15 protein-coding genes are annotated in these 13,279 nt (G+C 69.8%); 4 read left to right on the plus strand and 11 right to left on the minus strand.

Features of this window, described 5'->3' with window-relative positions:
- Positions 1-2: 2 nt before the first annotated feature.
- The gene (locus NQ151_RS02580; protein WP_257526929.1) at positions 3-1,088 is read left to right on the plus strand and encodes a GNAT family N-acetyltransferase; all 1,086 of its coding nucleotides are present in this window, start codon (positions 3-5) and stop codon (positions 1,086-1,088) included.
- A 19-nt stretch (positions 1,089-1,107) separates the two neighbouring features.
- Here NQ151_RS02580 and mutM read toward each other — a convergent pair whose 3' ends face one another.
- The 6 genes from mutM to NQ151_RS02610 are packed head-to-tail and all read right to left on the minus strand — an operon-like array spanning position 1,108 to position 6,229.
- Positions 1,108-2,013 (minus strand): bifunctional DNA-formamidopyrimidine glycosylase/DNA-(apurinic or apyrimidinic site) lyase, encoded by a 906-nt coding sequence (gene mutM / locus NQ151_RS02585; protein ID WP_257526930.1) that lies wholly within the window; start codon positions 2,011-2,013, stop codon positions 1,108-1,110.
- The gene (gene rnc, locus NQ151_RS02590; protein WP_257509559.1) at positions 2,006-2,698 is read right to left on the minus strand and encodes a ribonuclease III; all 693 of its coding nucleotides are present in this window, start codon (positions 2,696-2,698) and stop codon (positions 2,006-2,008) included. The genes mutM and rnc overlap by 8 nt, the downstream gene beginning before the upstream one ends.
- A gap of 19 nt (positions 2,699-2,717) precedes the next feature.
- A complete protein-coding gene (gene rpmF / locus NQ151_RS02595; RefSeq protein ID WP_257509558.1) occupies positions 2,718-2,927 on the minus strand; it encodes a 50S ribosomal protein L32 in 210 nt (69 codons plus the stop codon).
- A 2-nt stretch (positions 2,928-2,929) separates the two neighbouring features.
- The gene (locus NQ151_RS02600; protein ID WP_257526931.1) at positions 2,930-3,496 is read right to left on the minus strand and encodes a YceD family protein; all 567 of its coding nucleotides are present in this window, start codon (positions 3,494-3,496) and stop codon (positions 2,930-2,932) included.
- Between the two features lie 30 nt (positions 3,497-3,526).
- The gene (coaD, locus tag NQ151_RS02605; protein ID WP_257509556.1) at positions 3,527-4,024 is read right to left on the minus strand and encodes a pantetheine-phosphate adenylyltransferase; all 498 of its coding nucleotides are present in this window, start codon (positions 4,022-4,024) and stop codon (positions 3,527-3,529) included.
- Between the two features lie 42 nt (positions 4,025-4,066).
- Positions 4,067-6,229 (minus strand): ATP-dependent DNA helicase RecG, encoded by a 2,163-nt coding sequence (locus tag NQ151_RS02610; protein WP_257526932.1) that lies wholly within the window; start codon positions 6,227-6,229, stop codon positions 4,067-4,069.
- 77 nt (positions 6,230-6,306) lie between these two features.
- Between NQ151_RS02610 and NQ151_RS02615 the strand changes: the two genes are divergently transcribed.
- Positions 6,307-6,888 carry a 1-acyl-sn-glycerol-3-phosphate acyltransferase gene (locus NQ151_RS02615; protein ID WP_257509554.1) on the plus strand — a complete coding sequence of 194 codons (582 nt, stop codon included), beginning with the start codon at positions 6,307-6,309 and terminating at the stop codon, positions 6,886-6,888.
- Positions 6,889-6,892: 4 nt separating this feature from the next.
- Entirely contained in the window at positions 6,893-7,453 is a 561-nt protein-coding gene (gene rsmD / locus NQ151_RS02620; RefSeq protein WP_257509553.1) for a 16S rRNA (guanine(966)-N(2))-methyltransferase RsmD, read from the plus strand.
- Position 7,454: 1 nt separating this feature from the next.
- Here the strand turns inward: rsmD and thiL are convergent, their stop codons facing one another.
- The gene (gene thiL / locus NQ151_RS02625) at positions 7,455-8,450 is read right to left on the minus strand and encodes a thiamine-phosphate kinase (protein WP_257526933.1); all 996 of its coding nucleotides are present in this window, start codon (positions 8,448-8,450) and stop codon (positions 7,455-7,457) included.
- 65 nt (positions 8,451-8,515) lie between these two features.
- On the opposite strand from thiL, the gene NQ151_RS02630 reads away from it, so the two are divergent.
- Positions 8,516-8,992: a DUF3515 family protein gene (locus NQ151_RS02630; RefSeq protein ID WP_257509551.1), complete on the plus strand. Its 477-nt coding sequence runs from the start codon at positions 8,516-8,518 to the stop codon at positions 8,990-8,992.
- A gap of 17 nt (positions 8,993-9,009) precedes the next feature.
- On the opposite strand, the gene NQ151_RS02635 is transcribed toward NQ151_RS02630, so the two are convergent.
- From NQ151_RS02635 to murA, 4 genes are read right to left on the minus strand one after another with little or no spacing between them, the layout of a single operon-like run.
- A complete protein-coding gene (locus NQ151_RS02635; protein ID WP_257526934.1) occupies positions 9,010-10,098 on the minus strand; it encodes a D-alanine--D-alanine ligase family protein in 1,089 nt (362 codons plus the stop codon).
- Entirely contained in the window at positions 9,998-11,134 is a 1,137-nt protein-coding gene (locus tag NQ151_RS02640) for an NAD(P)H-dependent glycerol-3-phosphate dehydrogenase (protein WP_257509549.1), read from the minus strand. Before NQ151_RS02640 ends, NQ151_RS02635 begins: the two co-directional genes overlap by 101 nt.
- Entirely contained in the window at positions 11,124-11,840 is a 717-nt protein-coding gene (locus tag NQ151_RS02645) for a lysophospholipid acyltransferase family protein (protein ID WP_257509942.1), read from the minus strand. The genes NQ151_RS02640 and NQ151_RS02645 overlap by 11 nt, the downstream gene beginning before the upstream one ends.
- A 53-nt stretch (positions 11,841-11,893) precedes the next feature.
- Positions 11,894-13,276 carry a UDP-N-acetylglucosamine 1-carboxyvinyltransferase gene (murA, locus tag NQ151_RS02650; protein ID WP_257509548.1) on the minus strand — a complete coding sequence of 461 codons (1,383 nt, stop codon included), beginning with the start codon at positions 13,274-13,276 and terminating at the stop codon, positions 11,894-11,896.
- Positions 13,277-13,279: the final 3 nt, after the last annotated feature.

Below are 13,279 nucleotides of genomic sequence, written 5' to 3' on the forward strand. Positions count from 1 at the left end.
CCATGACCTCCACCGCACTCGACGTCGAGTTCCGCCCCCTCATCGCGCCCGGCACGGGCGACCCGCCCGACGAAGGCGACTTCGCCGAAATGGTCCGCGTGCGCAACACCGTGTACCGCGAAGTCTCCGGTCACGACGACGAATCCATCACCCCGGCCGAGCTGCGCCCCCACTACGACCCCGACCCAGATCAGATCCGCTACGTCTGGCTCGCTGTCGTCGACGGCGAGGTCGTCGGCCGGATCGGCGTGGACATCCCCCTCGCGAAGGGATCGCGAAGCGCGTTCTGGCTCATCGAACTCCTCCGCGAGGTGTGGGGGCGCGGAATCGGTACCGCCGCCTACGCACTCGTCGAGGACACCGCACGCACGCACGGGCGTACGGTCTTGCAGTCTTGGGCGATGAACCCTGCCGCGGATGGGCCGATGCTGGCCCCGCCGACGGGGTTCGGCAGCATTCCGCACGACAACATCACGCGCTTTTACCTGCGCCACGGCTACACGCTGGAGCAGGTGGATCGCAGCAGCATCCTGGATCTGACCGCATCCTTCGACGGGATCGAGCGACTCCTGGCGCAGGCGAAGGATGCCGCGTCGGGGTACCGGGTGGTGCAGTGGCACGCCCCCACTCCCGCGGAGTATCGCGAGGGCTACGCCTGGATGAAGTCGCGCATGTCGACCGACGCGCCGGCCGCGGCACTCGAGTTCGACGAGGAGGCGTGGGATGCCGACCGCGTCGCCCGCCACGACGCGAAGTACACAGCCGCCGGGCGCACGATGCTCGTCACCGCGGCACAGCACATCGCCACCGGCGAGCTGTGCGCGTTCAACGAGCTCGTCATCGGCCCGGACCACAGCCTGGCCACACAGCAGGAGGACACACTGGTGCTGAAGGAGCATCGCGGGCATCGCCTCGGCACGCTCGTCAAGTGCGCCGGCCTGATGACGTGGCGCGAGCTCATGCCGGACTCGCCGCGCGTGCTGACCTACAACGCCGAGGAGAACCGCCCGATGCTGGACATCAACGAGGCGATGGGGTTCGTCCCGGTCGCCTACGAGGGCGGCTGGAAGAAGGTGCTCTCGGCCTGATGGCCCGGGGCCGGCGTGCTCAGCGCGGCGGCCTCGGTGCCTTCTGGCAGCGGGGGCAGAAGTGGCTGGACCGGTTCGTGAACGACACCCGCACGATCGGTGCCCCGCACCTGGGACACGGCTGACCGGTGCGGCCGTACGCGTTCAGCGAGTGGGCGAAGTAGCCGGCCTGCCCGTTGACGTTGACGTACTGGGCGTCGAAGCTCGTGCCGCCCTCGGCCAGCGCCTTCTCGAGGACTGCGCGGATCTCGGCGAGCAACTTTCGCGCGGCACGGCTCGACAGCGCCGCAGCCGGAGTCTCGGGATGGATGCGCGAGGCCCACAGGGCTTCGTCGGCGTAGATGTTGCCGACGCCGCTGAGCACGGTCTGATCCAGCAGCACCCGCTTGATCGCGGAGGCCTTGCGGCTCAGCGCAGCGCGGAAGAGATCGTCGCGGAACGCCGGATCCAGCGGATCGCGGGCGATGTGAGACACCTGGGTCGGCACCGTCGCGGCATCCGTCCCCCACCCGCCGGCGGCGCCGTCGGGTGTCGGCACGAGCGTGTCCAGTGCCAGCGAGCCGAACGTGCGCTGGTCGGCGAAGACGACGGCGAGCTCGCCGTGCTCGGGATGATCGATGTCCAGACGTACGCGCTCGTGGCGTTCGGCCGGAGCAGCCGGGGGTCGCAGCAGCAGCTGTCCGCTCATGCCGAGGTGGCCGACGACGGCGTGATCGCCGCCGTCCAGCGGCAGCCAGAGGAACTTGCCGCGGCGTGCGGCGCCGGTGACGCGGCGGCCGGTGAGCGCGGTTTCGAACGAGCGGGCGTCGCCGTCGTGACGGGTCAGCGCTCGCTCATCCCATACCGTGACGCCGGCAACGCGCGAGCCGGTGACCGCGGGCGCCAACCCCGCGCGGACCACTTCGACTTCGGGAAGCTCAGGCACGCGTACTGAGTTCGCGCCACGCGCTGAGCGCGGCCGCCATTTCGGCCTGCTTCTTGCTCGTGCCAGAACCGGCGGCCGTGAAGTCACCGACGGTCACGTATGCCGTGAACACCCGGTCGTGATCGGGCCCGGCCGCTTCGATGGCGTACACCGGGGGGCCGAACGCGTTGCGCGCCGCAAGCTCCTGCAGGCTCGTCTTGGGGTCCATCGCGGCGCCGTACCGGTCGGGGTCCTGCAGCAGCGGCTCGACCAGGCGCAGCACCAGGCCCGTCGCGGCATCCGGACCGGCCGAAATGTACGTCGCTCCGATCACCGCTTCCATGGTGTCGGCGAGGATCGAGTCCTTGTCTCGTCCGCCGGTCTGCTGCTCACCGCGTCCGAGAAGCAGGTGATCACCCAGCCCGATGCCGCGTGCGACCTCGGCCAGAGCCACCGTCGACACGACGCTCGCCCGGCGCTTGGCCAGCTCGCCTTCGTCCAGATCGGGGTGCGCCGTGAACAGTCGCACGGTCACCGCCTGGCCCAGCACCGAGTCGCCGAGGAATTCGAGGCGCTCGTTGTGGGGGATGCCACCGGCCTCATACGCGAAGGATCGATGCGTCAGGGCGAGCGACAGAAGCTCGGGGTCGATGTCGACCCCGAGCTTGTCCACCAGCGCTGCGCGCTGGTGGGAGACGTCTGTCACGCCGTCCGCCGATCGCGGATCAGACGTCAGCGACCTTGCGGCCCTTGTACTCCAGGAACAGTTCAGTGCCCTGCGAGTCCGTGACGACCTTGGCCTGGTGCGGACGGCTGTAGACGACCGCGCCGTTTTCGATGGTCTTCACCAGCGCGATGGGCGCCGCCTTCCACTGCGCGCGGCGCGAGCGGGTGTTGGAACGCGAAACCTTGCGCTTCGGGGGGTTGCCTGCCATGGCTAGCTCTCTTCTGTGGTCTCGTCGCGGCGATCAGCCACCGCGTCGTTGGTAAAGGTCTTCAGGGTCGCCCAGCGCGGATCTACGGATTCGCGGGGCTCTTGCGCCGCTTCCTCGGTCAGCCTCTCGCCCGTGATCGGGTCAAGCCCCGGGCAGTCCGGCTGACACACCGGCTGGAACGGAAGCGCAAGGACGATGGTGTCCCTGACAAGTGGCCCCGTGTCGACATAGTCGTTCTGGAGTTCGAAGTCAGTCGCTTCCTCCCCAGGATAACCGAAGAGTTCCTGAAACTCGACTTCGACGGGCTGGGCGATGTCGATGAGGCAGCGCCCGCAGATGCCGCGGTAGACCGCGGATGCCTCGCCGGTGACCAGGATTCCCTCGTGGACCGACTCGAGGCGTACGTCCAGCCGCACCGGCTCACCATGCGCCACCGAGACCAGTCCTTCACCCCAGCGCTGCGGGGCGGGAGCGTCGACGACGAACTCGCGCATCTCGCCTGGGCGGTTGACGATGTCGCGCGCGGGAAACACGAAGGGACCGCTGACATGCATTCTCACCACGGTCATCAATGCTACCTGGGCGCGAGCGCTCCCGGATCAGATGTGGCGCGCGCCGGTGTCGAGGAAGCGGGCGACCGGGGCCGGAACGAAGGGCGAAACGTCGCCGCCGAGCGAGGCGACCTGGCGCACCAGCGAGCTGGATACCAGCGCATGGGCGGGATCGGGCAGCAGGAAGACGGTCTCGACGTGCGCGAGGTGCCGGTTGACGATCGCCATCGGCGTTTCGTAGGCCACGTCGACCTGCGAGCGGATGCCTTTGACGAGCACGCCCGCCCCCACATCGGTGGCGTAGTCAACGAGCAGCCCCATGCTCCAGGACGCGACGATCACGTCGCCGGCGATCTCGTTCTCCGCGATCGACTGCTCCAGCAGGGTCAACCGCTGGGCGATCGGGAGCATCGCCTCCTTGCCCGGGTTGTGTACGACCAGCACGTGGAGCTGGTCGTACAGCGCCGCGGCGCGCCGGATGACATCGAGGTGTCCGAGCGTCGGCGGGTCGAAGGAACCGGGAACAACGGCGATCCGAGGGTTCATGACCCCAGCGTATAGCCGCCGACACCAGCTCCCTGACACCGGTCAGCTCTTGGCCAGCGCCGCGCGTTCCTCCTGGTCGAGACGCCGATCGATCGAGGCGACCAGGCCGGGATGATGCCGCAGCGTCGGGTCCTCCGCGAGCACCCGCTCCGCCTCCTGCCGGGCGATCGCGATGAGGTCGGCATCCTTGACCACCCGCAGCAGCCGCAGCGAGGACCGGGCGCCGGATTGGGCGTCGCCGAGCACGTCGCCCTCGCCGCGCAGCTCGAGGTCCACCTCGGCGAGTTCGAATCCGTCGGTCGTCGCAGCGACCGCTTCCACCCGCTCGCGCGCCGGGCTGTACGCGGTCGCCTCGGTGACGAGGAGACACAGTCCCGGGACCGAGCCGCGGCCGACGCGACCGCGCAGCTGGTGCAGCTGCGACACCCCGAACCGGTCGGCCTCGAGGATGACCATGGTGGAGGCGTTGGGCACGTCGACACCGACCTCGATCACGGTCGTCGCCACCAGCACGTCGATGTCGCCGCGCGCGAACGCCTGCATTACGGCATCCTTCTCCTCCCCCGGCATCCGCCCGTGCAGGATCGCGACGCGGAGATTGTCGTAAGCGGGATGCTGCGCCAGCAGTTCCTGCACCTGCACGACGCCCCAGCGGGTGCGTTCCGGCGCTCCCTCCCCCGGGCCGGCCGGCTCGTCGGCGGTGTCGTCCTTCACCGCTGCTTCGGCGTCGATGGCCGCGCACACGACGAACGCCTGATGCCCGGCAGCCACCTCTTCGGCGATGCGTTCCCACACCCGCGCGAACCACCCCGGCTTCTCGGCGAGGGGAGCGACGAACGTGGAGATGCCGGCGCGCCCGGCCGGCATGGTGCGGATGGTCGACACGTCGAGGTCGCCGAAGACCGTCATCGCGACGGTGCGCGGAATGGGAGTCGCCGTCAGCACCAGCACGTGCGGCGCGGTGCCCTTGGCCCGGAGCGTCTCACGCTGCTCCACCCCGAAACGGTGCTGCTCGTCGATGACGACCAGGCCCAGCTCGGCGAACGTCGTCGAGGCGCTCAGCAGCGCGTGGGTGCCCACGACGATGCGCGCCTGACCTGATGCGACGCGCAGCGCGGCTTTGCGCCGCTCCGCTGCGGTCATCTGGCCGGTCAGCAGCGTCGGCATGAGTTCCGGCGCCAGCTTGGGGCCGAGCATGCGGGCGATGGAGCGCACGTGCTGGCCCGCGAGCACCTCGGTCGGTGCGATGAGGGCGGCCTGTCCACCGGTCTCGGCGACCTGCAGCATGGCCCGCAGCGCCACGAGGGTCTTCCCGGAGCCGACCTCGCCCTGCACGAGCCGGTTCATCGGCCACGCGCCTTCCAGATCGGCGGCGATGCGCTCCCCCACGCTGAGCTGATCCGGCGTGAGTGGGAAGGGCAGCCCCGCGTCGAAGCGGGCAAGCAGTCCGTCGGCGCGGGCGGGGCGCGACGTGGCAGCCAGCGCTCGCACCTGCTCCCGCTGCTGCAGCAGCGCCGCCTGCAGCACGAACGCCTCATGCGTGCGCAGCGTCTCCTGCGCCTGCCCGATCTGCTCGAAGGTCTCCGGGCGGTGGATGCGCTCCAGCGCCGTGCGGGCGTCGAGCAGGTGCAGTGCCGTGCGGAACGACTCCGGCAGCGGGTCGGGCACCTCGTCGAGCATGTCCAGGACGGTGTCGACGGTCTTCTTCACCTGCCAGCTGGCCACGGTGCTGGTCGCGGGGTAGATGGGAACCGGCTCGGTCGACCGCGTCTGCGCCTGCAGGCGGCCCTCGGCCTCATCCTCGAACAGCTCGTAGTCGGGGTGCGCGAACTGCTGCACGCCCTTGTAGAGGCCGACCTTGCCGGAGAAGATGCCGCGCCTGCCTGGTACGAGTTCGTTCGCGCGCCACTTCTGATTGAAGAAGGTGAGCACGAGCGCGCCCTGCCCGTCGCTGATGACCACTTCCAGGATCACTCCCGGCCGGTTGCGCATGCGCCGCTCGGTCGCTGAGCGCACCTCGGCGACGATCGTCACCTGCTCCCCCAGCGGCAACGAGTCGATGGGGGTCAGCTCGCCGCGCTTGGCGTAGCGGCGCGGATAGTGGGCGAGCAGGTCGCCGACCGTCTGCATGCCGAAGGCGCGTTCCAGCAGTTTTGCGGTTTTGTCGCCGACCGCCGCTTGCAGACGCGACTCGAGCGACACCATGCCTGCGATTCTATGGCGCGCGTCCGACACCCTCCGCGCTGAGGGATCCCTCAGGCGCCGCACCGTAATGTGGGCAGGTGATCAGACGCTCCATCGCACGCGCCTATTGGGCACTCAGCCGGTGGCGACTCGTCACCACTCCGGCACCCGACCGCCCCTCCGTCCTGATCGGCGCGCCCCACACCTCCAACTGGGATTTCGTCATCATGCTCGCGATCGCCTGGCGGTTGGGCATCCCGGCGCGGTGGCTCGGCAAGAAGAGTCTTTTCCGAGGCTGGCGCGGGCCGATCATGCGCGCGCTCGGCGGGATCGAGGTCGACCGAGACGACCCCCGACACGTGGTCGACGAAGTCGTGACGCGCGTGCACGCCGGCGAGGTCTTCGGGCTCGTCGTGACGCCCGAGGGCACCCGTGGCGCGGGCGAGTACTGGAAGTCGGGTTTCTACCGCATCGCCCGCGATGCAAGCATGCCCGTCACGCTCGGGTACATCGACCGCACCACGATGACGGCAGGGTTGGGCATCACCGTAGATCTCACCGGCGATGTGCGGGCCGACATGGACCGCATCCGCGCCTTCTACGCCGACAAGTCGGGACTGCGTCCGGAGCTGCGCACCGAACCGCGACTGCGTGACGAGTCGACGGCGCCGGTAGCGTGAAGGTGTGACACGCATCATTTCCGGCGCCGCCGGATCCCTCACGCTCGTCGTCCCCGACGCCGGTACCCGCCCCACGAGCGACCGCGTCCGCGAGGCGCTGTTCAGCGCACTCGAAGCAGCCGACGTGGTGCTGGGCGCGCGCGTGCTGGATCTGTACGCCGGGTCCGGCGCGCTGGGCCTGGAGGCGTTGAGCCGCGGAGCGGCGTCGGTCGATCTCGTGGAGAAGGCCCCGCGCGCCGCGACGACGGCGCAGCGCAACGCCGGGGCGGTCGCGAAAGCCGTCGGAGGGGCAGCGTCGTGGCGGGTGCACCGCGCCAGCGTCGACACGTTCCTGCGCTCGGGAAGCGACACTTTCGACCTGGTGTTCCTGGATCCCCCGTATGACGTGGGCGATGCGGAACTGGCACAGACCCTCGCGCTGCTCGTGCCGCGGCTGGCATCCGACGCCACCGTCGTCATCGAGCGGGCGCGCCGGTCGCCTCAGCCCACGCTGCCCGCAGGGCTCGTGCACGCCCGCGACAAGCGCTACGGCGACACGACGCTGTGGTGGGCCACCGCCGAATGACTCAGCCGCTGCGGCGATCCCAGTCGCGGTAGGGATCCCACCCGCCCGGTCCGTCATAGGGCGCGCCGTCGACGAGGAGCGGATGCCCGCCGGGCTGCTGCACGACCCCGATAGAGCGGAAGCCCTCCGGCAGAGCCGCCTCCGGCGGGAAGGCCGCCAGCAGCGCGTGGTCCTCGCCGCCCTCCAGCGCAGCGATCGGGTCGCCTCCGAGCGCGGCCGCGGACAGCGCGAGCGTGACCCCGGATGCCGCAGCCAGCCGCCGCGCGTCCAGCGCGAGCCCGTCTGATACGTCCATCATCGCCGTCGCGCCGGCGGCCGCGGCCTGCACGCCGAGGGCAATGGGCGGCCGGGGGCGCAGCTGCGCGTCGAGGGCGGCCGTCTCCTGCGGAGTGAGCCTGTTGCGAGGCACAGCGATCGCCTCGCCGTCGGTGCTGCGGAAACGGGCGAACAGCAGCCGCAGGCCGGCGGCGGCCATTCCCGCCTCACCGGCGAGGGCCACGGTATCGCCGGGTCGCGCGCCGGAGCGCCGGACGGGCTCGCCGCCGTCCAGCATGCCCACGGCGGTCACCGCGATGGTCAGGGTGTCCGAGATGGTCAGGTCGCCGCCCTCGACCGCGCAGCCTGGTGCCAGCGCGTCACAGGCCGCCCGCAGCCCGGTGGCCAGGTCGCGGACGAACGTCAGGCGCGTGTCGGCGGGCATCGCGAGGGCGACGAACAGCGCAACCGGGCGCGCCCCCATCGCCGCGATGTCGGCGAGGTTCACCGCGGCGGCCTTCCAGCCGAGGTCCTCGCCGCCGGACCATGCCAGGCGGAAGTCGGGACCGTGCACGAGGGTGTCGGTGGTCACCACGACCCGGCCGTCGGGAACCGCCAGGACCGCGGCGTCGTCGCCGGGGCCGACCAGCGCCTGCGAGGAGCCGGCGAGGACGGCGAAGATCTCCCGCAGAATCCGGCTCTCACCGATCTCGCCCACGGTCGGGTCGGGCGCGTCTGTCACCGCTCCACCGTACCCGCGCGCGTCCGGCGGCGCTCGCGCCGGACGCGGGCGATTACCCTGGAAGGGTGTCCCGCCCCCGCGCCATCGCCGCTCTCGCAGCCGCACTCCTCGCGGTCACCGCCCTGGCAGGCTGCACGACCTCGGTGTCGCTGACCGCCGCCGACGAGGCCAACGATCCGCTGTGCGCAGAGGTCATGGTGCGACTGCCCGATTCCATCGACGGCCAGGCGCGCCGCTGGACCGACGCACAGGCCACCGCGGCGTGGGGTGACCCGACGGCGGTCATCCTCAGTTGCGGTGTGACGCCTCCCGGTCCCTCCGTGGCCAAGTGCATCACGATCAACGGCGTCGACTGGATCGTCGACGACACCGACCGGCCCCGCTTGCGCATCACGACCTATGGCCGAGCCCCCGCCGTCGAGGTCTTCGTCGACAATGACCGGCTCGATCCCGGCTATGTGCTGGACCAGTTCGCGCCGTACATCGTCGACACGCTGCCGCGCGATCGCGAGTGCACCGCGACGTCGGAGCTGCTCGGCTGACGCCCCGCACCGGGACGTCACCGGGTCGCGCGGGCCAGCTCGATCAGCTCGGTGATTAGCTCGGGATAGGTCATCCCGGAGGCGATCCAGCACTTGGGGAACATCGAGATCGGCGTGAAGCCGGGCATGGTGTTCACCTCGTTCACGAAGAACTCGGTCCCGGTGTAGAAGAAATCAACGCGTGCGAGGCCTTCGCCGCCGAGCGCCTCGAAGGCACGCGCGGCGATCCGCTGCATCTCGGCGAGTTCGCCGTCGAAGAGCGTCGCGGGGCACACCAGCTCCACGCCGGGGGCATCGAGGTATTTCGCATCGAAGTCGTAGAACGCCCGCCCGGTGACGACGATCTCGCCCGCCACGCTCACCCGCACCGGTCCGCCGTCACGGCCGGGCAGCACGCCGCACTCGATCTCGCGCCCGACCACAGCCTGCTCCACGAGCACGCTCGAGTCCTCGGCGAACGCCACCTCGAGCGCAGCGTCCAGGTCAGCCCAGTTCTCAACCTTCGACACGCCCACGCTGGATCCGGCGCGGTTGGGCTTCACGAATACCGGAAGCCCGAGTGAACGCACCCGCTGGTCCCACAGCGCCCGGTCGTACCGGAGGTCGGCGCGGGTGACCCGTCGCCACGGCACCACCGGCACACCGGCGGACTGCAGGATGCTCTTGGTCACGTGCTTGTCCATGCCGATCGCCGACATGAGCACACCACCGCCGACGTACGGCAGGTCCAGCAGTTCCAGCATCCCCTGGATCGTGCCGTCCTCGCCGAACTTGCCGTGCAGGATCGGGAAGACCACGTCCACGTCACCGAGGCTGCGCTCTGTGCCGGAGGCATCCACCACCCGAAGTTCACGGGAGAGCGTCGAGTCGGGCCAGCGAACGCGGGTGCCGTTGTCGACGACCTCGGGCAACCTGCCGTGGGCGAGGGAGAACTTCTCTGGGTCGTCGTCTTCCAGCACGAACGCGCCGTCGCGGGTGATCCCGATGGGTATCACCCGGTAGCGGTCACGATCGATTGCCCGAAGGACGCCTCCCGCCGTTGCGGAGCTGATCGAGTGCTCGCTGGAGCGACCTCCAAAGAGCACCGCCACCGCCGGCTTGTTCATTCTGCGTCCTCTCGCCCTGGGGCTGGTCGTCGTCTGTCGTCAAGTGGGGGGCGATGTCACGGGGATGCATCGTGCCGTCGAGCACCATCTTGACCTGCTCGACGATCGGCATGACGATGCCGGCCTCGCGCGCCAGCTGCAGGATCGGTGCGACCGAGCCCAGACCCTCTGCGGTCTGGTCCATCTGCTTCACGACGTCCTGGTAGCTGTAGCCCTGCCCGAGCAGCCGCCCGGCGGTGTTGTTGCGGCTCAGCGGCGACTGGCAGGTGGCGATCAGGTCGCCGAGCCCTGCCAGGCCCTGCAGCGTCTCGGGATGGGCGCCCTGCGCGACGGCGAAGTCGGTCATCTCCACCAGGCCCCGGGTGATGATGGATGCCTTGGTGTTCTCGCCGTACCCGACGCCGTCGACGATACCGATGGCCACCGCGATGAGGTTCTTCAGTACCCCGCCGAACTCCGTCCCGATCACATCGGTGTTCACGAACGTGCGGAAGTAGCGGTTGCGTGCGCGGCGTGCCACCGCATCGGCGGTCTCCTGGCTGGTCGAGGAGATGACGGCGGCGGTGGGCTGCTCGCGGGCGATCTCCAAGGCGAGGTTCGGCCCGGATGCCACGGCGATCCGTGACGGGTCGCAGTGCAGTTCCTGCTCGATGACCTGGCTCATCCGCAGGCCGGTGCGCTTCTCGACGCCCTTCATGAGCGACACGATCGGCACGTCGCTGCCGGCCACCAGCGGGCGCAGCGCCTTGAGGTTCTGCCGGGCGGTCTGGCTGGGGATCGACAGGTACACCTGCGTGGCGCCGTCCAGGGCCTCGGACAGGTGGTGGGTCGCTGACATGCCGCGCGGCAGGTTGATGCCGGGCAGGTACTGGCTGTTGCGCTTGGCCTGGTCGATCTCGTGGGCCAGCTCCGGTCGGCGTGCCCACATCACCACGTGTGCGCCGCCGTCGGCGAGGATCTTGCCGAAGGTGGTTCCCCAGCTGCCGGCGCCGATCACGGCGACGCGCGGAGCTCCGGCATCGGGTCTACGACTCAAGGCGCCCTGTCTCCCTCTGCCCGTGGTCCGACGGGTTCCACCGTTCCAGCGGAGGCGTCTGACCGCGCAACTCCCCCTGCAACTCGGCGATGCGCGCCATGACGACGTCGGTCGCCTCGACCAGCGCCGACTGCTGCGCGGCACGTCCCTGATAGGCCGACAGGTCCACGGGAGGACCGAGCAGCACCTTCACACGCTTGCGCAGCGGCCACAGACTCAGCTTGCCGTAGCGGGGCATGATCTGCTGCACACCCCACGTGGCCATCGGGACCACCGGCAGGCCGCCGGCCAGCGCGACGCGCACGGCGCCGGTCTTGCCGCGCATGGGCCACAGCTCCGGGTCCCGGGTGAGGGTGCCTTCGGGGTAGACGATCACGCCGCGGCCCGAGGCGATGAGCTGCTCGGCGGTCTGGATCGTCTGCTTCGCGCTGGCGGCGGAGGCGGAGCGGGCAACGGGGATCATGCCGGTGGCGCGCAGCGCCCAACCCAGCACCGGGATGCGGAACAGGCTTTCCTTGGCCATGAAGCTCGGCGCCCGTCCCAGCCGCCACGTCGCGACGGCGACGATGACCGGGTCGATCTCGCTGTAGTGGTTGGGCGCGAGGACGTACGCGCCCTCCTCGGGAAGGTGCTCACCCCCGCTGACTTCGATCTTCGCGAAGATGCTCGCCACCGGCACGACGATGCCGGCCAGCGGCCAGAACATGCTGGGCCGGCGCTTCTCGGCGGACGCGCGGCGCTTGCGGGATGCGGCCACGGTCAGCCGATGACGTCGAAGTCGGCGCCCAGCGCCTGCAGCTTGTCGAAGAGGTTCTCGTACCCGCGGCGGATGATTCCGACGTTGTGCACGATCGATTCGCCTTCGGCTGCCAGCGCGGCGATGACGTGGCTGTAGCCGCCTCGGAGGTCGGGCACCACGATCTCGGCGCCGTGCAGCGGCGTGGGTCCGGTGATGACTGCGGCCTGCTCGAGCGCGCGGCGCGGGACCCGGCGGTACTCGCCTTCCAGCCCCTGCGGGTGCACGACGATGTCGGCGCCCATCTTCACGAGTGCCTCGGTGAAGCCGAAGCGATTCTCGTACACCGTCTCGTGCACGACGGAGGTGCCGTTGGCCTGCGTGAGCGCGACGATGAGCGGCTGCTGCCAGTCCGTCATGAAGCCGGGGTGCACGTCGGTTTCCACCACGACGGGCTTGAGGGGGCCGCCGCGGTAGAAGCGGATGCCGTTCTCGGCGATGTCGAACGCGCCGCCGGCCTTGCGGAAGATGTTGAGGAACGTCAGCATGTCCTGCTGGCGTGCTCCGCCGACGAAGATGTCGCCGTCTGTGGCCAGCGCCGCGCTCGCCCAGGAGGCGGCTTCGTTGCGGTCGAAGATGCTGCGGTGGTCGAAGCCCGAGAGCGAGTCGACGCCTTCGATGAAGATGACGCGGTTCGGCTCGTAGGAGATGATGGCGCCCATCTTCTGCAGCACGCCGATGAGATCCATGATCTCGGGTTCGATCGCGGCGTTGCGCAGCTCCGTGGTGCCCTTGGCCCGCACCGCAGTCAGCAGCACCTGCTCGGTGGCGCCGACGCTCGGGTAGGGCAGCTCGATGTCGGCGCCGTGCAGACCGTTCGGAGCGGACAGACGGATGCCGCTGGGCTGCTTCTCCACGATCGCGCCGAACTTCCGGAGCGCATCGAGGTGGAAATTGATGGGGCGGTCGCCGATGCGGCATCCACCGAGGTCGGGGATGAACGCCTGCCCCAGCAGGTGCAGCAGCGGGCCGCAGAACAGGATCGGGATGCGCGAGGATCCGGCGTGTGCGTCGATCTCCTCGAAGTGCGCCGACTTGGCGTCGCTGGGATCGAACACGAGGCTTCCCGGCTCGTCGCCGTCATCGACGCGCACACCGTGCACTTCGAGCAGCGAGCGGACCACGCCGACGTCGCTGATGTCGGGGACGTCGCGCAGCACGCTGACGCTCTCGCCCAGGAGCGAGGCGACCATGGCCTTCGTGGCGAGGTTCTTCGCACCCTTGACATCGACACGGCCGACCAGAGGACGGCCGCCGCGGATTGCGATGGAGTCTCCTGTCAGTCCCTGCGCTAGCCCTTCCGACTCCTTCGTCGCCGACCGGTTCTCGCTGGGGAGTGACTTCATGCG

The organism is Microbacterium sp. zg-YB36 (assembly GCF_024623575.2).
Lineage (GTDB): Bacteria > Actinomycetota > Actinomycetes > Actinomycetales > Microbacteriaceae > Microbacterium.